The organism is Pristimantibacillus sp. PTI5, assembly GCF_048572955.1.
Lineage (GTDB): Bacteria > Bacillota > Bacilli > Paenibacillales > Paenibacillaceae > Pristimantibacillus.
Map to the genome: position 1 here is coordinate 1,712,559 of NZ_CP183886.1, position 18,470 is coordinate 1,731,028.

Consider the following 18,470-nt stretch of genomic DNA (forward strand, 5'->3'; position numbering starts at 1 on the left):
GACGCTAACGATCAATCGTTGTACACCCATTTTTTCGACAGCCGGAACTGAAGGAGCGTAACGATGAAGATAATAAGGCCAAGAACCCAAGCAATGGCACTGGCATAGCCCATATTGAAGTACTTGAACGCATTTTCGAAAATGTAAAATACTACGGTCGCCGCACTGTATTCCGGACCGCCGTCGCCTGCCAATACGTAGATCTGGCTAAACGACTGGAATGCGCCGATGACGCCCATAACGACGACGAAGAAATGAATATTCGTGAGCAGCGGAATCGTTATCAACCACAGCTTCTGGAACGCGTTCGCGCCGTCTACTTCAGCAGCTTCATAATAGGTGGACGAGATCGACTGCAATCCAGCCAAGTAAAGCACCATCGTACCGCCAACGCCGCCCCATAGGCCCATCAGAATCATGGAAGGCTTAATCCAGCTTGCATCGCCGAGCCAGTTCGGACCTTCAATGCCGAACCAGTTCCACATCGTTTGATTGAGCAGACCAAAGTCTTGATTCAAAATCCACTGCCACAGCAGCGAAACGGCGATGATCGGGGAAATGACCGGCAAATAATAAATCGTCCGAAGATAGGATATGCCTTTGAGCGGCCGGTTCATCATAATCGCCAGCAGCAGCGCGACGACCATCCCAATCGGAATGCCAAGCATCATAAACACTGTATTATAGAGAGATTTGTACACCTTCTCGTCGTGGAATACTTCCACATAATTCTCAAAGCCCACAAATTCAGGCGGTGTAACGAGATCCCACGACGTGAAGCTCAGCCAGGCCGAGTAAAGCAGCGGCGCGACTCCAAAGATGAGAAAGCCGAGCACCGGCGCTGCTACAAATAGATAGGCCCAAGCGTATTCTTTGCGTATATAACTAGGTTTTCTTTTTTTCATGCGTACACATCCTCGCACTAGCTATTCGTTATTTCATTTCTAAAATCGGACTTTATTTCTAAAGGTTATTTGTTGCCCTTGTCATACAGCTCCTGGAGCTTTGGCTGCATTTCCTTCGCCCAGTCGGCTGCCGTCATCTTGCCGTCCCATACCTTGCCTGCCTCTTGCCACATCGTATCGATCCATTTCGTATCCTTCGAGCCAAACTCTACCGGCGGATGCCCGTAATCCTCGATGATGTCCAGGAATACCTTGCGGTTAGCCGGCGCTTTATCATAGGCCACAAACTCGCCTTTTGCCATATCCACTAGGTTTGGCACCGCTTGGCCCAGCTCGTAGTTTTGCTTCTGGCCTTCCGCGTCCAGCGCCAGGAATGCAGCCAGGTTAAACGCTTCCTGCGCATGCTTGGATTTGCTCGATACCGAGTAGCCCATCGACCCGACCCATGTTCCCGCTTTGCCTGTCGCCGGATTTACCGGCCATGCCGCAATATCCCATTCGAACGGCAAATCCCAGAAGCCCGGTTGATCCCACGGGCCCATCGGGAACATGCCTACCTTGCCTGCCACGAAACGCGAGTAAGCATTCATTGCTTTCTCGTCCTCCGGCGACGGGGTTACGTTGTGCTTCAAGCGAAGATCCGCTACCCACTGCATCGCGCTTGCGAATTCAGGCGTATCGATGGTAATCTTGCCTGTGCCGTAGTCGATGAAGTCTCCGCCGTTTGCCCATACGGCACCTTCCAGCGTAAAGTTCGCCCCGCCGTAAATGTCGACCTTGCCGTCGCCGTTATCATCCTTCGTCAGCTTCTTCGCCGCGTCCAGCCAGTTATCCCATGTCCATTTGCCAACCTCGGCCGGCGGCAATTCCACTCCGGCTTCCTCGAACATCGTTTTGTTGTACGCCATGGCCCATGGACCTACATCCTTCGGCAAGCCGTACAGATCGCCTTGTCCGAGCTGCTCTCCGTCATAGCGGTAACGGTCGAGCGCCTGCTTCCATACATTATCCTCTTGGAACAGCTCGGTCGTTTCTAGAAACGGCTGCAGGTTCTGAATCGTGCCAGCCTCAGCGAATTTATAAAATTGCGGGCCCGATACGTAGAATACATCCGGCGTTTTGCCCGATGCGACCAGCGTGGACAGCTTTTGGTTATACTCTGCCGGAGGCACGCTTGTATATTCAACCTTTACGTTCGGGTATTTCGTTTCATAGGACTTAATGAGCTTCGTGAATATATCCTTCTCCTGCGGGCTGCCATGACCCATAAACGAAATCTTCACCTGCTCCTGCGGCGTATTTCCCGCGCCTTCTTCTTTATTGCCCGCGCTGCCGTTCGCGGCGGAGCCGCTGCCATTATTGCCGGATGAGCAAGCCGACAGCAGCATCCCGAAGCATAATAGAAAAATAAGTCCAAGCCTTGCCGATTGTTTTCTCTTCATTTCGTTTGACCCTCCCTCGTAATTCAAACACGCTCGACGCAAACTGTAAGCGCTTAATTCAATAAACTCATTATAAATTATATTGTTATATGTTTATATACTAAATACAATATAAAAAAGCATCCCTGCACAAAAGCTGTGCAAAGATGCTTTTTATAGGCTAAAGCTTATTTTTCACAAAACTTCACGGGTACGACGATTCGCTGCGGCGTATATTCGCCTTGCAGCTGCGCATGCAGCAAATCAACCGTAACCCTGCAGATTTCATCCTCATTTTGCTGCAGATAGGATACATCCTGGAAATCCGGCTGGTCGAAGCAGACAAGCTCGATGTCGTCCGGCACTGATTTTTTCAACCGTTTGGCGGCGTAATAGGTATAGTTGGTCAACTCCACATTGACTACGAAAGCAGCTGAAACCGCGGGCCTCTCTTTCATGAAGGCTTCAATAATAGGCTGCGCGTTGCCGCTTGATATATCCTCGATTTTTAATATGCACCACAGATCTTTATCAATCGGAAGCTTCTTGGCCAAATAGGCTTTCTCGAAACCGATCAACCGCTCCTCGGTCGCCGTATTCGTAATTTCCGGGGTAATTAGCGCAATATGCTCGTGACCGCTCTCCAGCAAATGCGTAATCGCCTGCTCCGTGCCGTTCACATTGTCCGAACTGACGCTGTACGTCCGGATCTCTTTTAGGAAGCGGTCGATCAGCACATGGGGAAATTTATCAAGCGACAATCGCAAAATACTATCATTATAGCGCTCCTCTTCCGTTGGAAACACAATGAGTCCCCGTACGCCGGAAGCGACCATCGATTCAATCGCCGCGCTCTCTTCGATTTGAGACTCCCGCGTAATGCGGACCTGCAAGCTGTATCCGCCAGCCGTCACGTATTTTTCAATGGAATCAAGGATCTTCTGATCCACCTTGGTCTTCATGCACGGCAAAATGAGTCCAATCACGTCTCTCGCATGGCTGGATGCAGCGGCTTCTACAGTGGATTCGCCATCCTGCCGCACAAACGTCCCTTTGCCCTGCACGCGAACGAGCACGCCTTCATCAGCAAGCCCGATCAAAGCATTTTTGCTCGTAATTTGGCTGACCCTGTATTGCTCTGCCAGCTCTTTCTCTGAGGGGACACGGTCTCCGGGACGCAGCTTGCCTGTTTGAATTTGTCCTAAAATATCAGCTTGGATTTGTTTATATAAAGGATAATTTTTCACGTCGCACCCTCTTTTTATATTAATATATTAAGTATACTAAATTAGTTATGATTTGTCTTTATAAAAAAAAGCTGCGCCTCCGAGGTTAATAACCTGAAGGCACAGCTTTTAATCTTTCTTACTCCGCTTATTTGTTGCCCTTGTCATACAGCTCCTGAAGCTTTGGCTGCATTTCCTTCGCCCAGGCGGCTGCCGTCATCTTGCCGTCCCATACCTTGCCTGCCTCTTGCCACATCGTATCGATCCATTTCGTATCCTTCGAGCCAAACTCTACCGGCGGATGCCCGTAATCCTCGATGATGTCCAGGAATACCTTGCGGTTAGCCGGCGCTTTATCATAGGCCACAAACTCGCCTTTTGCCATATCCACTAGGTTTGGCACCGCTTGGCCCAGCTCGTAGTTTTGCTTCTGGCCTTCCGCGTCCAGCGCCAGGAATGCAGCCAGGTTAAACGCTTCCTGCGCATGCTTGGATTTGCTCGATACCGAGTAGCCCATCGACCCGATCCATGTTCCCGCTTTGCCTGTCGCCGGATTTACCGGCCATGCCGCAATATCCCATTCGAACGGCAAATCCCAGAAGCCCGGTTGATCCCACGGGCCCATCGGGAACATGCCTACCTTGCCTGCCACGAAACGCGAGTAAGCATTCATTGCTTTCTCGTCCTCCGGCGACGGGGTTACGTTGTGCTTCAAGCGAAGATCCGCTACCCACTGCATCGCGCTTGCGAATTCAGGCGTATCGATGGTAATCTTGCCTGTGCCGTAGTCGATGAAGTCTCCGCCGCTTGCCCATACGGCACCTTCCAGCGTAAAGTTCGCCCCGCCGTAAATGTCGACCTTGCCGTCGCCGTTATCATCCTTCGTCAGCTTCTTCGCAGCGTCCAGCCAGTTATCCCATGTCCATTTGCCAACCTCGGCCGGCGGCAATTCCACTCCGGCTTCCTCGAACATCGTTTTGTTGTACGCCATGGCCCATGGACCTACATCCTTCGGCAGGCCGTACAGATCGCCTTGGCCGAGCTGCTTGCCGTCGAAGCGGTAACGGTCGAGCGCCTGCTTCCATACATTATCCTCTTGGAACAGCTCGGTCGTTTCTAGAAACGGCTGCAGGTTCTGAATCGTGCCGGCCTCGGCGAATTTATAAAATTGCGGGCCCGATACGTAGAATACATCCGGCGTTTTGCCTGATGCGACCAGCGTGGACAGCTTTTGGTTATACTCTGCCGGAGGCACGCTTGTATATTCAACCTTTACGTTCGGGTATTTCGTTTCATAGGACTTAATGAGCTTCGTGAATATATCCTTCTCCTGCGGGCTGCCATGGCCCATAAACGAAATCTTCACCTGCTCCTGCGGCGTATTTGCCGCGCCTTCTTCTTTATTGCCCGCGTTACCGTTTGCGGCGGAGCCGCTGCCATTATTGCCGGATGAGCAAGCCGACAGCAGCATCCCAAAGCATAATAGAAAAATAAGTCCAAGCTTAGCCGATTGTTTTCTCTTCATTTCGTTTGACGCCTCCCTTTTGTAAGTGCTGCATAAAATACGTTTCACCATCAAGGATTTTGCAAGGGAAAGCTTCAAGCAATGAGCCATCCTACTGTTGCTTTCGATGCACGCTTTATTTTTGCAAGCGCTTCCTTGATGAGCTTATTCTAGTTTATATTGTTATAAGTTTAAATACTGTATTTAGTATAAAAAATAAAAATATTTTCTTTATCCGTCGCTTCACGCTCCAATTTTGATCGTTTACTCCTAAAATTTTGTATGTATACACCCTTCAATCCGCGTTTCCGTCCTTTCACTTTATTAGAAAGACTTTTATTATACTAAGTTCAGTATATATTTAAATACTAACATACCTTATAATCCGTTTTGAAGCGCTTACATTATTTAAAAGGAGATGAATTCACTTGTTCTTAGCCAAAAAAATGAGCATCACTGCAAGCTCAACCGCTTTACTGCTTGTGCTTACTACCCTGTTAGCCTGCTTTCAAGCTTTTGCAGCACCAGGCTTAGCTTGGCCTTCTAACACCTCCACTGTTTTTGCTCCATCTAACGGAGGGGTATGGTATCCGCGTTTGCTTAAGCTAAACAATAACGATATTCTTGCTTCCTTTGATACGAATGCCGGCGGCGGCAAAACAAAAATCATGACTGCCCGAAGCAAGGACGGCGGGCACAGCTGGTCTCCTGCCATACAAGCTGCGGCAGATGCGAGCGGCGATGTTGGCAACGGACAAATGCTTCAGCTCGCGAACGGCGATATTTGGTTATCCTACCGGCTTGTCGTGCAATCCGGCTCCAATTACAGCACCTATCTCAAAACAAGAAAAAGCACGGACGGAGGGAATACGTGGTCCGATCTCGCAAACGGACAGATCGGCGCAGCTACTGCCAGCTCCTTCAAAGGCTTATGGGAGCCGCATCTGCAAATGTTAGGCAATACTATCGCTGTTTATTATGCGGATGACAGTCCTGCGGCAGCCGGAACAACGGGTCTTCAAAAGCTCATCATGAAAACCTGGACCGGAAACGGCTGGAGCGCCGAAACGGTTGTCAGCGATGGCGTTGCCGCGGGTTCGAGAGACGGCATGCCCGTCATCACCCAAATGGCGGACGGAAGATATATGCTTGTTTTCGAAGCGACAGACGTTGCCGGTCATCCCTTCGTCATCAAATATAAGATTTCAGCTGACGGCTATAACTGGAATGTGCCCCGTCAAACTTTGTATATTCCATCAAAGGCCGGCAAAAAAGCCGGCGCTCCCTTTGTCGTGAAGCTCGGGGACGGTCGTCTTCTCGTTTCCTTCCAAACCGATAATGACAGCATTAACACCGGCGACGCCTACTCCTCCATGTATACGATGATCAGCGCCGATAACGGAGCGACCTGGCAGTTCCGCACCAATATTTTTCCGGTAAGCGACTCGACCAGCTCCAATTGGAATGCCTTGCTCCCTATAGACGCTACGCATGTGCTGGCGGCAACTAGCTCGAACTATCCCGCCAGCGGCGTTTATGTTCGCTTCGGCCATGCCGTCACACCCTCCAATACGAATCTGCTTACGAATTGGAGCTTCGAAACCGCCAATGTAAGCGGCTGGACAACGTTCGGCGATGATTATCCCGCACGAATTAAGGTTCATGGCACAAATGACGGCGTTGGCGTCCCTGCCGCGCATGGCAATCATTTTATCGGATTAGCCGGAACGAGCGGCCCTGCAACGGCTTATGTCGGTCAAACCATCAGCGGTCTAGATAACGGCAATTATACGATGCGCGCGTATATGCGAAGCAGCGGCGGGCAAAGCGCATGCGTCATGGAAGCCAAAGACTTTGGCGGTACGATGCAGCAAATAACTTGTCCGGTAACGACGGCTTGGACGCCGGTCACCCTTTCCAATATTGCGGTTACGAACGGGCAAGCAACGGTTGGTTTTTTTGCCTCAAACACGCTTGCAAGCCAATGGGCCGATATAGACCGGGTTGAATTTTATCGGAATGACGTTTATAACGGTGTGGTATCCGGCGGTGTGTATAAGCTCGTAAATTCGAACAGCGGGAAAGCGCTCGAGGTTGACGGCTGGGGAACGGCAAACGGAGCCAATGTGCAAATTTGGACGGAAGGCGCGAGCCAAGCGAATCAGCTCTGGCAAATCACGCATGTGGGAGGCGGAGCATACAAGCTTATTAATACGAATAGCGGCAGAGCGCTTGAGGTTAACGGGTGGGGCACGGCGAACGGAGCAAATGTACAAATCTGGGATTATAACGGCACCCCTAACCAGCTTTGGAAGCTCGTCGATACGGGCAGCGGTTATATGAAGCTTATCGATTCAAACAGCAACAAGGCATTAGACGTATCAGGCTCAGGCACCGCGGATGGAACCAACGTGCAAATTTGGGATGATCTAGCCAATGGCGCCCAAAGGTGGAAGCTCGTTAGGGTGAGTTAATCGAAGAATGCGTGGTCCCGTAAAGGTTATATACCTTGCGGGACCACGTTTTATTGCGCTTTATCAAAGCACAGGCTATTCCTCGTATATCATCCTTCTTGTCATTCCGCCGTCCAGCGTAATGTGGGTGCCCGTCACAAAGTCATTTTGGGGATCGGTCAAATAAAGGCATGCACGCGCAACATCCTCCGGCTTGCCGACCCGCTGCGACGGATGCTGCGTATGGTCCGCTTCATCCAGCTGGCTGTAATCGCCCGTTTCAATCCAGCCTGGGCATATCGCGTTGACCGTAATGCGATCCGGACCCAAAGATACGGCCATCGCATGCGTCAACGACAAAATCCCTCCCTTGGAGGCGGCATAAGCTTCCGAATTCGGCTCCGACATCATCGCCCGGGTGGATGAAATGTTCACGATGGCTCCGCCACCCGTAGTTCGCATAAGCTTAGCTGCTTCCCGCGAGCAGACAAACGTTCCGCGCAAATTCGTATTGACGACGCTGTCCCACTCCTCGATCTCCAAATCATAGGGGGACTTCCATATGCCAAAGCCGGCGTTGTTAATGACAATATCCAGTCTGCCAACAAGCGTCTGGATATCCTGCAGCAGCCGGGTAATCTCCTCAGGCTTGCTCATATCCGCCGTAATGGACAAAGAGTGATAGCCGGCCTCCTCCAGCAGCAAAGCCGTTTGCTCCAGCCCTTCTTCGTTTTTATCCGCAATAATAGGAAGAGCGCCTTGCTCGGCGTAAGCCAGCGCAAGCGCCCGGCCGATTCCGGCTCCGGCTCCTGTTATGAGTACATGCTTATCCTCGTATGTTAATTTCATTTGAACTCCTCCTCAGGCTATTCCAGCTTTACGATAGAGTTTATAGCAAAATAAATGAAAATGGAAATGGTTAACTCTAGGCATTCCTATTAAAATAGAGATGCGACTACTATTTCCCGCCAGTCCCCTAAGGAGATGATTATTTTGCGTATTCAAGCTGTGTTTTTCGATTTGTTCGAAACGTTAATCACCGAGTTTGAAGATGGACAGCGTAAAACCGTTCGTTCCGTCGATTATTTTGAATTATTCGGTTTGCGCAATGAAGATTTCTTGCTTGAGTGGGGGAATCGGCAGTTGCAAAGAATGACCGGCTTATTGCCTAATTATATTTCCGCAATCCAGGACATTTTAGAAAGCCGACATTTAAAAATAGACTCGCAAGTGCTCGGCCGCCTTTATCATGATCGTATCCTTGAAAAAAGGATTCCCTTTCAACAGATCCATCCCGAAATCATAAAGACCTTAGATCGTCTGCGAGCCATGGATGTGAAGCTTGGAATCATCAGCAATTGTTCGGAGGAAGAAGTAAGGCACTGGCATGAAAGCGAGCTTGCCGGATATTTTGACGATGTTATTTTCTCCTACGAGGTTGGAGCGGCTAAGCCTGACGGGCAGATTTATAAGCTGGCTTGCGAGCGGCTGGAGGTGGCGCCCGGGCAGTCCATTTTTGTCGGTGACGGCGGCTCAAAAGAATTGGACGGTGCAAGCAAAGCAGGATTGCTGCCTTTTCATGCCTTTTGGTTCAATACCTACATCGAAAGTTCTTATAAGAAGCTGCTTAATCCCGAACAACTGCTGGATAAGCTCGCTGTCTTAAGCAACCAACCGGGACCGGGTTGATCAAACAACCGGCCTTCGTTTCAAACACGCGTCATTATCTTTACTAGGGCAATGATCCTACCTCGTGTGCACGTTTTCGACGAGTCAGCTCACGCGCATCTTCCCGGTTTAAGGTTGTTACAAAATCGTGTCAAATAGTCTGAAAATTTAATTTAATAGGCTGGAAATGGAGCAAAAGCCCTTGCCATCCTATTCAAAAAGGCATATGATAAAAGCAAGAAAAGGTTGTGAATGTTTTCACATAATACCCTAGGTTGTGAAATAATTCACGTTGTAAAGACAGCTGCCGATGCAGCTTATCCTCTTTACATCTACTATAGGAGGCGTTCAAAATGACAATGAACATCGCAGTTATCGGTTGCACACACGCAGGTACCGCTGCTATCACCCAAATGGCAAAGCTTCACCCAGACGCTCGCATTACGGTCTATGAACGGAACGACAACATCTCGTTTCTCTCGTGCGGAATCGCCCTACACGTCGGCGGTATCGTAAAAGATGCTGAGCAATTATTTTATGCAACGCCCGATCAGCTCGCAAAGCTTGGCGTGACGACGAATATGCGTCATGATGTGCTAGCCGTCGATACGGATGCCAAAACCATTCGGGTCCGCAATCTCATCACGGGCAGCGAATTTACGGACAGCTACGATAAACTCGTCGTAACGACAGGCTCGTGGCCGATTATCCCGCAAATGGACGGAATCGAGCTTGAAAACATCGTGTTATGCAAAAACTACAACCATTCGCAAACCATTATTGAGAAGGCCAAAAATGCGAATCGGATCGCTGTAATCGGCGCCGGTTATATCGGTATTGAGCTCGTCGAAGCCTTCGAAATGTTAGGCAAGCAGGTAACCTTAATCGATAACATGGAGCGCGTTTTGTATAAATATTTGGATCGTGAGTTTACCGATTTGACGGAGCAAGCGCTTCTGGATAAAGGAATTACGATCGCAACCGGGCAAACCGTCACTTCGTTCAAAGGCACGGAAGGGAAAGTAACGACCGTCATGACGACTGCAGGCGAATATGAAGCGGATCTTGTTGTCCTTTGCATCGGCTTCCGACCAAATACAGAGCTGCTTAAGGGGCAAGTCGACATGCTGCCAAACGGAGCCATAATCGTTGATGATTATATGAGAACGAGCAAGCCTGATGTATTTGCCGCCGGCGACAGCTGTGCCGTCCATTACAATCCAACGGGTCAAAATGCCTACATCCCGCTTGCGACAAACGCTGTGCGCATGGGGACGCTTGTAGCCAAAAACCTTATTCAACCCACCGTTCGCTATCTCGGCACGCAAGGCACATCGGGAATTAAAATTTACGATTACAACATCGCGTCGACAGGCTTAACGGAAACGGCTGCCCTTGCCGCGGGCATGAATGTGAAAAATGTCACAATCATTGATAATTACCGTCCCGAATTTATGCCTACGTATGAACAGGTTACGTTAAAGGTCGTCTACGAGGCAGAAAGCGGCAGAATTGTCGGAGCGCAGGTGTTATCGAAGGTAGATTTGACGCAATCGATCAATACAATCTCGGTTTGCATCCAAAACGGCATGACGATGGACGAATTAAGCTACGTCGACTTTTTCTTTCAGCCGCATTACAACAAGCCGTGGAATCTTCTTAACCAAGCCGGCTTGCAGGCCGTATAAGGTTCGAAGGAGCAGCGATGCAGCTTCACGCACAATCATTCCACCTTTTTCCACCGAAATTCTGCGCGAAACTTCTCCTATAAAATATATGCGTTATTACAGCTAGCGAATCCCGTCTTTTATCGCATTAAAACTGCCGTGACCATACGCCGAATTAGCAAAGAGGAGCCACCTTTACCAGGGTGGCTCCTCTTTGCTGCCTGCTAAACCGTATCTGCCGGAGGTTTTCCGAAGTCGGGCGTTCCATCGCTGTTCCATGTAAACACCTTCGCTCGGGCATGACGGTTAGGATCAAACAGCGGGTCGCCTACAATCTCTTTGTAGCTGCGGGCATGGTAAATCAGAATATCCTGCTCCCCGTCCTCCGAAACCGTGAAGCTGTTATGCCCTGGTCCATATTGACTCGTTTCCGGACAGCTCGCAAACACGGGGGACTGCGACTTCGTCCAGGAAGCCGGATCAAGCAGGTCGCTTGATTCCGAAGCAGTTAGCAAGCCCATCGCATAATTATGGTTCGTGGCGCTTGCAGAATACGTCATATAGATCTTTCCGTCCCGCTTCAGCACAGCCGCCCCTTCGTTCACCATAAAGCCGATGACCTCCCAATCCAGCTCCGGCTTCGTGATGAGCACCTGCTTGCTTTTTAGCGTCCAAGGACTGCTCATTGCAGCGATGTACAAATTGGTATTGCCCTGAATGGCAGGATCCTGCTGCGCCCATACTAGATACTGCTCATCATTATGCCTGAAGGTCGTTGCATCCAGCGAAAAGGAATCCCAGTCCGTTATGATCTGGCCTTTCTCGGTCCAGCTTCCTTCAAGCGGATTGGCCGATTCATTCTCAAGGACGTACATACGATGCCGGAACGGCGCATCTTCCCTTGCTGCGGCAAAATAGATATACCATTTATCATCGATAAAATGCAGTTCCGGCGCCCAAATATGCTTGCTCATTGGACCTTCATCATGCTGCACCCATACGACTGCTCCAGCAGCATCACTTAAGCCGGAAATCGTCGCCGCCCTGCGCAGCTCGATACGGTCATACTCGGGAACGGAGCCCGTAAAATAATAATAGCCGTCCGTATGCTTCAAAACCCAAGGATCCGCCCGCTGTTCTACCAACGGATTTCGCAGCTGCGCCAGCGACTGCCCGGATGTTTGTGTACTTGTCATTTCTCTCAATCCTCCAGCCTATAATTCGATATGCAAGGAACGCATCAGGTCGTAATCATTAATATATTTATGAATGACTTATTCTGTGCTAAATATTATTTGTCAAGCAATCTTTTTACCTATAAAATAAATGAATAGATTATGTAATTTTTAGCCGGATTTACTTCGATAAAAAAGCGTTATCCATCATCATGCAGTTTAAGCTGCTGTTCGGTTAACATTTTTGTTAACCTCAATCAATCCTTTGATTTGACTTGAAATAGGCAGCTATTATTTTGTTAATTAGCGAAGCGGAGTGAAAGCATGAAAATCGATATTTCAGATACTCATTTACCCATCTATGAAGCGTTAGCCAGCGATGTGCGGCTTCGAATTATTCAACTGCTTGCCCTGCAGGAAATGAACATCAAGGATCTTGCCCAAGCGCTCGAGCTCAGCAGTCCGATCATGACCATGCATGTCAAGAAGCTGGAGAAAGCCGGACTAATCAGCTCAGAGATGGTCTCAAGCAGCGGCGGCACCAAAAAAATGTGCAAGCTCATCACCGACAGCATAGAAATTGATTTCCCTTCCAAAAAACGTCCCGCGCTGCGCACCTATCACGAAACCATCGTTTCCATCGGCCATTACACCGACTTTGAAGTGGAGCCGACCTGCGGCCTCGCTACGACCGTCAAAGTCATCGGCATGTTCGACGAGCCACGCTTTTTCCTTGACCCCGATCGCATGAATGCTAAAATTTTATGGTTCAGCAGCGGCTTCATCGAATACAAGACGGCCAATTTCCTGCTCAAAAGCGAGAGGCCTACCGAGCTTGAAATTTCGTTTGAAATCTCGTCAGAGGCACCTTTTGCCAATGAAAATTGGCCATCCGATATTTCATTTTACTTAAACGGCACGAAGATCGGCCTTTGGACCAGTCCCGGTGACTTCGGCGGAAAACGCGGCAAGTATACACCTGACTGGTGGTGGGACGAGATTAATCAATACGGCCTGCTTAAGGTGCTGAAAATAACGCCAAACGGAACCTTCATCGACGGCCAGAAAATTTCCGACGTCACTTTAGATGAAGTGAATATCCTCAGCAAGCAATGGAAGTTCCGCATTGCGGTCGAAGAGGATGCCGAAAACGTTGGCGGCGTCACTTTATTCGGATCCGGCTTCGGCAATTATAACCAAGACATCGTGTTCAAACTTTATTACGAAAGAAACGAGTAGAACCTGTGGCGTTAACCGCTAACTCTTCAGCCTGTAAAACGTCACCGATTGCTTGGGAAGGTCCAGCGTAAACGGATTTGATAATCCGTAAATGGATTGTTCTTAAGGCTGCATCCCATCCGGCCGGCTCGACAAACGTACTTTTCATCCAGGATCCGCAAGGAGCGATAGCATCGTTCCTTGCGGCGAATCGACAGCCCCAGTATATTAATCGATTCCTTCATAGCACGCCCCTCCGCATTTAAAAGCTTCCGTATCATTTCATTCATCCGTCACTCGTCCCTGCCTGCTATGTAGTAAAACGGTTCCCCGCTTATGTTCCACACCGCGCATATCGATCATGCAGCCAGCATCAGTAAGTTGGCACCCTCCATATTTGCACAACAATCAACCTGGTGGGCATCATGCATATCAAGTAAAACTAACCTCTTCTTAGCACTGCATCATCTAACACGGGATTCGTGTTGGCTTTCAGCAAATTTAACTGGAAAAGCTCCCGATAATTTTGATGCAAGAAGATACTCCGTTAAATTAGATGGAATTTCTCCCGTTAAAATTGTTGTTTTAAGCACTTGGAAGCATATTTGTTAAGATTAACGGGAGTTTTTCCTGTTAAATGCTCCAAAACAACCAATTAAAGAAAATTAACTGGAGTTTTTCCCGTTATCTTCGCACGACTGTTCGAGCTGCTAATTCCTCACTATGGAGATATGAAAGGCGAGTTTGCCTAAATTAACGGTAGAAATTCCAGTTATATGCCGATTCTCCCGCTAATTCATAGAATTAGCGGGATTTATTCCTGTTATTTTGTATCAATGGTCTGCTTCGGCGGTTATAAGCGGCAATCTGCTGCCTTTGACGGCTTCGACGGTCGGCGACGCCGGTTAGCGTAGGAAGTCAGCGTTCGGCTTCGGCGACCGACAGTCACCATCAGCTAAAACAGGCTGCCCCGACGAAAGCCTCCTGCATCTCGCATAAGAGCAGGAGCTTCTCGGTCTTATTCGCCCGCGATACCGGAACGCTCGACGCTTTCCACGAAATAACGCTGCGTGAACATATACAGGATCAGGACTGGCAGGATCGTAAGCATAACCCCCGCCATGACTTGGTTTTGCAGCGTAGGCGCCATGCCGAGCGTGCCCGCGGATACCGAGCTCGATGCCTGCTGGAGATCCAAATTGGCGTTTCCGTTGAAGAAGGCCATATTTTGTGCCAGATTGAAATATTCCGGGACGAGCAAATACATGTTGGGCTCGAACAAGTCATTCCAGTGCCATACGACCGAGAACAAGAAGACGACCAGCATCGCAGGCTTTGCGAGCGGGAACATGATCATCCAGTACGTACGGAACGCGCCCGCGCCGTCGATTCTCGCTGCTTCTTCCAGCACATTCGGGAGCGTCCGATAAAATTGGATGAAGATGAGCACAAACAACGAGCCCTTCAGGCCATGTCCGAGCAGCGCCGGCACCACGAACGGCAAATGCGTATTTACCCAGCCCAGGTCGAGGAAAAAGGTAAACAGCGGGACTACGATGGTTTGCGGCGGCACAAGAAAAGTAAACACCACCATTGCCAGAAACAGCGATTGGCCGGGAAATCGGTAGCGCGCGAAGCCGTAGCCTACGATCGAGCAGCTGATTACCTGCAGGACCGCGCTGCCGAACGAAATAATAACGCTGTTCAGCAAGCCCGGCCAGAAATTGATCTCTTCCAGCGCGATCGAATAATTCGTCAGGCTGAACTGCTTCGGAATCCATTGAATCGTAGCATCTGCCACGTCCTCCGGCCGCATAAGCGATTTCGATACCATGTACAGCAGCGGATAGACGAACACAAATGCCAAGCTAAGAATAACTAAATAGTAGAAAAACGTTCCTGCAACGCCCCGGCCGCGCTTCATCCACGTGATCTTCCAGACCGCTTCCGCTTTGCCTTGAAGGTCGGCATATTTTTCGGTCATACTAGGTGAACTCATGCCCACTACCCCCTACCTTCGGTCGCTGACAAGCTTTTGCGGAAAATAAAGAACACGACCGCCAGCACGACCGAAATCACAATAAAGTAAATCCAGCCCATCGCAGAGCCGTAAGCATAATTATTCGTTTTGAACACGTTATTCATAATATGGTTCATAATTTGGTTATCCGTTTTGGTGAACGAGTTCACGACGCTGTACAGCGTGTTTACGAACATCATCGGCATAATCATCGGGAAGGTGATTTTCCAGAAGCTTTCCCATTTTGTCGCTCCGTCACATTTGGCCGCTTCATATAAAGCAGGGGAAATGGTCTGTAAGCCCGCGATGAAAATCAAGATCTGAACGCCGGAATCCCACATGACGAGCGTAAGCGAATCTGCATACTGAAGCAGCGGTTCCAAAATACTTTCCGGTATGAAGGCGTTCAGCTTGCTGAACAGGTCATACTGGTAGAAGATCGGGAGCTGGGCAGCGCCCTGCTCCAGCAGCTCCCTCAAAATCGCGCCGGATGCGATGATAACCGGCAGGAAAAATATGCCGCGAAATAACGTACGGCCGCGAAATTGGCGATTGAGCAGCAAAGCGCTGAACATCGCAAAAATTAGAATCAGCGGCACCTGCGACAGCATCGTCGTAATCGTGGTTTGCAGCAACGGAACAAAATCGATGTCGGTCGTAAACGCAGCCCGGTAATGGGTTAAGCCAGTATAGGAAGCTTTTAGCCCTTCCTTCGTAACCTCTAGATTATTAAGCGAGTAATAGAGAGACTTACCGAGCGGAATGACCATAAACAGCAAGAAACCGACAATCCATATGGAAATGAACGAGTAGCCCTCAAAGATGTGACGGCCCCTCATCGAGAGTCCTAATTTTTTGCCCATGCTCATTCCCCTCCGTTCTGCATGAGATAGCCTGCCGCAGGAACAGAAAGACCATCGACCGTCGCCGGTGCACCGCCGTAATTGACAATAACCTTCGTTCCGTTCGCGTAAGTCGTTCTGTATACGTCGCTGCCCAGATTCTCGTGATCGGCAATCGCTTGATTCGAGATTGCTTTATAAATGGGCTCAAGCTCTTTATATTGCTCGGCAGCATCATCAATCCATGTCGTATACTGCGAGCTCCACAGCCGGTCCTCCAGCGTACGCTGAAGCTTCGTCGTCGGCTCATAGGTCAGCTCCAGACTAGGCAGCGCGCCGTATTCAACCATCCGCAGCAGCTCGTTTTGCGCATCGTTACGCAGATTGATCGGGTTAGCCGCATAAGGCACTAAACCGCGCACCGCGATTTGGTAGAAAGGCACGGTCTCGTCATTGTAAATAAAATGGCTGGAATCCAGCGGCACATCGCTTATGCCGTCTATATGTCCGAGCATATAAGCAAAGCCGTAATCGACCGATGCCCCGCCCGTCGCTTTGCGTACGTCATCAGCGGCTTTTACCCATGCGGCTGCCGTTTCGCCGCGCGTCGCGAGCGATTTTGAATCGATATCGGAATACAGCGTATCTCCCCAGTAGGCAAGATGCACGCCTGAAATGCCCAGCTTCGCATAATCCTTCAGCTCTTTTTTCAAGTGCTTGCTGATGACGCGCTCCGGCTTCATCCAGTAGAAGAGCCTGCTGTCGTCATTCCATCTGCTGCCGATAAAATAATCGGTGCTCGGCGCAACCTCCCGGTCCATGCCGCGAATCGCGTCCTTCCCCTTCTTCATGCCGTCGCTCTCCGAGAAAGCGCGGGCATAATTGGCTTCCAAATAAAGCGAAACGCCTTTATTAGCCGCATAGGCGGCAAGCTCCTTCAGATCCTTCGCCCCGCCCAGCTTCTTCTCTACCGGGAAATGATCGGGCTGATCGCCATATAAGCCGTCATCGGACCATCCTGCAAAAGTAAGCTCTAAATCCGTTATCCCTTTTTGCTGGAAAGCATCGATAATTTCGCGCGCTTGCTCGAAGGTCGTCATGGGAATGAACGTGCTTCCGAGTACTTCATCCCGCGAAATTCCGCCGAGAAGTTTCACCTTCACAGGCACGGTCGTTTGCTCAGTAGACTTAACCTCCTGCTCATCCTGCAAGTACTTGCCGTATGCCTGCGCCATGCCGACATAATCAGCCTGCTTATCCTGCAGCAGCACGTAACGCGTTTGCCGGTCGCCTTTGATCCAGTTTCCTTGGAAAAACGGAATCTCGCCCGATGTTCCAATAAAGATCACATCGCTCCAGCGGTATACGAATTCCGCGGACGTCCGGTAATACGAAATCGCGCGTATGCCCGATGGCGTACCGTTGATCTTTGCATCATACTGTCCCTTCGTTATGATTCCGAGCGAGCCGACTTCATTTCGGTAGTTGCCGAAAACAGGCAGCGCGACTGCTTCCTTCGGCGCGAGCTTTTGTCTCCACAGCTGATCGATGTTATCATGCGACTGCGTGACGTAAGCGGGATCCGCGCCGTAAATCATTTCCGAGTAGCCTGCAAAAAATTGCGGATGCTTCGCGCTGTATTTCATAAGCGCGCCCGAGCCGTCCGGCAGGAAGATTGCGCCTTCCTCCGTATCGGCAGCCGCGTTCCAGAACGGCAGCGGCTCAATGCTCACAAACTTTGCTTTGCCGGATTCTTTAATCGAGGATTCCGGAATCGTCAGCTCGAAGCCGTTTTCCACCAAGCGGTACTCCATAGCAAACTCAAGCTTTTCCTTTACGAATTGGAAGGTAACCTTAGCCCCGCCATCGATGGTTTCGATCTTCAGCTTGTTTTCCTTTTCCTTCGTTAAGTACGTTTGAACCGTATCGGAGCCCTCTGTGTATTTCACATGAACGGCTGCGTCCATAAACTTCTTGTTATTGGGCATCGTCGTGCGAGGCAGCTGCGGCGTGCCCAGCCACTCCGTATCCGTTCGTTTATCAACGAGACGAATATTGCCCGACTTCTCGTCGATGTACATTTTGTAGCCGTCGTTTTCCGCGATCTGCTTCGTCGCCGTGACGGGATACAGCTTCACATTCCCCGCGGCAGCAGGTACCGCCGTCTCCGCAGCAGCTTCGGCAGCCGTCGCTTCCGCAGCATCCTCGCCGGATACGGCATCCGCCTCCGCCTCAGCCGTGCTTCCGCCAGCATCTTCCTCTGCCTGCACCTCGTTAATCCCTTCCGCGGTCCCGATTGGAGGGAATATGCTGACAACGAGCAGCAATGCCGCGATAATAAGCCATTTTCGTTGTTTCCTCATCTCGTCCA

At 50.0% G+C, this 18,470-nt stretch carries 14 protein-coding genes; 4 read left to right on the top strand and 10 right to left on the bottom strand.

Annotated elements, in window-relative coordinates:
* Nucleotides 1-11 precede the first annotated feature (11 nt).
* The 4 genes from ACN6MW_RS07725 to ACN6MW_RS07740 all read right to left on the bottom strand — a co-directional run bounded on the left by ACN6MW_RS07725 (nt 12) and on the right by ACN6MW_RS07740 (nt 5,077).
* Nucleotides 12-905: a carbohydrate ABC transporter permease gene (locus tag ACN6MW_RS07725; RefSeq protein WP_419874943.1), complete on the bottom strand. Its 894-nt coding sequence runs from the start codon at nt 903-905 to the stop codon at nt 12-14.
* Nucleotides 906-970: 65 nt separating this feature from the next.
* Nucleotides 971-2,347, bottom strand: a complete 1,377-nt coding sequence (locus tag ACN6MW_RS07730; RefSeq protein WP_419874944.1) for an ABC transporter substrate-binding protein — start codon at nt 2,345-2,347, stop codon at nt 971-973.
* Nucleotides 2,348-2,514: 167 nt separating this feature from the next.
* Entirely contained in the window at nt 2,515-3,573 is a 1,059-nt protein-coding gene (locus tag ACN6MW_RS07735) for a GntR family transcriptional regulator (RefSeq protein ID WP_419874945.1), read from the bottom strand.
* Nucleotides 3,574-3,700: 127 nt separating this feature from the next.
* On the bottom strand, nt 3,701-5,077 hold the full coding sequence (locus ACN6MW_RS07740; protein ID WP_419874946.1) for an ABC transporter substrate-binding protein: 1,377 nt from the start codon (nt 5,075-5,077) through the stop codon (nt 3,701-3,703).
* A gap of 407 nt (nt 5,078-5,484) precedes the next feature.
* On the opposite strand from ACN6MW_RS07740, the gene ACN6MW_RS07745 reads away from it, so the two are divergent.
* On the top strand, nt 5,485-7,530 hold the full coding sequence (locus ACN6MW_RS07745; RefSeq protein ID WP_419874947.1) for an RICIN domain-containing protein: 2,046 nt from the start codon (nt 5,485-5,487) through the stop codon (nt 7,528-7,530).
* Between the two features lie 75 nt (nt 7,531-7,605).
* On the opposite strand, the gene ACN6MW_RS07750 is transcribed toward ACN6MW_RS07745, so the two are convergent.
* Nucleotides 7,606-8,358 (bottom strand): SDR family NAD(P)-dependent oxidoreductase, encoded by a 753-nt coding sequence (locus tag ACN6MW_RS07750; protein WP_419874948.1) that lies wholly within the window; start codon nt 8,356-8,358, stop codon nt 7,606-7,608.
* A gap of 144 nt (nt 8,359-8,502) precedes the next feature.
* Between ACN6MW_RS07750 and ACN6MW_RS07755 the strand changes: the two genes are divergently transcribed.
* Both ACN6MW_RS07755 and ACN6MW_RS07760 read left to right on the top strand, forming a co-directional pair.
* Complete coding sequence (locus tag ACN6MW_RS07755) at nt 8,503-9,198, top strand: HAD family hydrolase (RefSeq protein ID WP_419874949.1); 696 nt, start codon at nt 8,503-8,505, stop codon at nt 9,196-9,198.
* Nucleotides 9,199-9,536: 338 nt separating this feature from the next.
* On the top strand, nt 9,537-10,865 hold the full coding sequence (locus tag ACN6MW_RS07760; RefSeq protein WP_419876296.1) for an FAD-dependent oxidoreductase: 1,329 nt from the start codon (nt 9,537-9,539) through the stop codon (nt 10,863-10,865).
* A 203-nt stretch (nt 10,866-11,068) separates the two neighbouring features.
* Here ACN6MW_RS07760 and ACN6MW_RS07765 read toward each other — a convergent pair whose 3' ends face one another.
* Complete coding sequence (locus ACN6MW_RS07765) at nt 11,069-12,040, bottom strand: family 43 glycosylhydrolase (protein ID WP_419874950.1); 972 nt, start codon at nt 12,038-12,040, stop codon at nt 11,069-11,071.
* Between the two features lie 303 nt (nt 12,041-12,343).
* Between ACN6MW_RS07765 and ACN6MW_RS07770 the strand changes: the two genes are divergently transcribed.
* Nucleotides 12,344-13,258, top strand: coding sequence for an ArsR/SmtB family transcription factor (locus ACN6MW_RS07770; RefSeq protein ID WP_419874951.1), 915 nt, complete (start codon nt 12,344-12,346; stop codon nt 13,256-13,258).
* Between the two features lie 41 nt (nt 13,259-13,299).
* Here ACN6MW_RS07770 and ACN6MW_RS07775 read toward each other — a convergent pair whose 3' ends face one another.
* The 4 genes from ACN6MW_RS07775 to ACN6MW_RS07790 all read right to left on the bottom strand — a co-directional run bounded on the left by ACN6MW_RS07775 (nt 13,300) and on the right by ACN6MW_RS07790 (nt 18,462).
* The gene (locus tag ACN6MW_RS07775) at nt 13,300-13,482 is read right to left on the bottom strand and encodes a hypothetical protein (RefSeq protein WP_419874952.1); all 183 of its coding nucleotides are present in this window, start codon (nt 13,480-13,482) and stop codon (nt 13,300-13,302) included.
* Between the two features lie 773 nt (nt 13,483-14,255).
* Entirely contained in the window at nt 14,256-15,236 is a 981-nt protein-coding gene (locus ACN6MW_RS07780; RefSeq protein ID WP_419874953.1) for a carbohydrate ABC transporter permease, read from the bottom strand.
* A 5-nt stretch (nt 15,237-15,241) separates the two neighbouring features.
* Nucleotides 15,242-16,120, bottom strand: a complete 879-nt coding sequence (locus ACN6MW_RS07785; RefSeq protein WP_419874954.1) for a carbohydrate ABC transporter permease — start codon at nt 16,118-16,120, stop codon at nt 15,242-15,244.
* A gap of 2 nt (nt 16,121-16,122) precedes the next feature.
* Nucleotides 16,123-18,462 carry a DUF5696 domain-containing protein gene (locus ACN6MW_RS07790; RefSeq protein WP_419874955.1) on the bottom strand — a complete coding sequence of 780 codons (2,340 nt, stop codon included), beginning with the start codon at nt 18,460-18,462 and terminating at the stop codon, nt 16,123-16,125.
* Between the last annotated feature and the right edge of the window lie 8 nt (nt 18,463-18,470).

What these genes read in the sequence shown, in the direction of transcription:
- ACN6MW_RS07775 (WP_419874952.1), bottom strand. Translation starts at nt 13,482, where the DNA reads ATGAAGGAATCGATTAATATACTGGGGCTGTCGATTCGCCGCAAGGAA.
- ACN6MW_RS07770 (WP_419874951.1), top strand. Translation starts at nt 12,344, where the DNA reads ATGAAAATCGATATTTCAGATACTCATTTACCCATCTATGAAGCGTTA.
- ACN6MW_RS07725 (WP_419874943.1), bottom strand. Translation starts at nt 905, where the DNA reads ATGAAAAAAAGAAAACCTAGTTATATACGCAAAGAATACGCTTGGGCC.
- ACN6MW_RS07750 (WP_419874948.1), bottom strand. Translation starts at nt 8,358, where the DNA reads ATGAAATTAACATACGAGGATAAGCATGTACTCATAACAGGAGCCGGA.
- ACN6MW_RS07760 (WP_419876296.1), top strand. Translation starts at nt 9,537, where the DNA reads ATGAACATCGCAGTTATCGGTTGCACACACGCAGGTACCGCTGCTATC.
- ACN6MW_RS07790 (WP_419874955.1), bottom strand. Translation starts at nt 18,462, where the DNA reads ATGAGGAAACAACGAAAATGGCTTATTATCGCGGCATTGCTGCTCGTT.
- ACN6MW_RS07730 (WP_419874944.1), bottom strand. Translation starts at nt 2,347, where the DNA reads ATGAAGAGAAAACAATCGGCAAGGCTTGGACTTATTTTTCTATTATGC.
- ACN6MW_RS07740 (WP_419874946.1), bottom strand. Translation starts at nt 5,077, where the DNA reads ATGAAGAGAAAACAATCGGCTAAGCTTGGACTTATTTTTCTATTATGC.
- ACN6MW_RS07765 (WP_419874950.1), bottom strand. Translation starts at nt 12,040, where the DNA reads ATGACAAGTACACAAACATCCGGGCAGTCGCTGGCGCAGCTGCGAAAT.
- ACN6MW_RS07785 (WP_419874954.1), bottom strand. Translation starts at nt 16,120, where the DNA reads ATGGGCAAAAAATTAGGACTCTCGATGAGGGGCCGTCACATCTTTGAG.
- ACN6MW_RS07780 (WP_419874953.1), bottom strand. Translation starts at nt 15,236, where the DNA reads ATGAGTTCACCTAGTATGACCGAAAAATATGCCGACCTTCAAGGCAAA.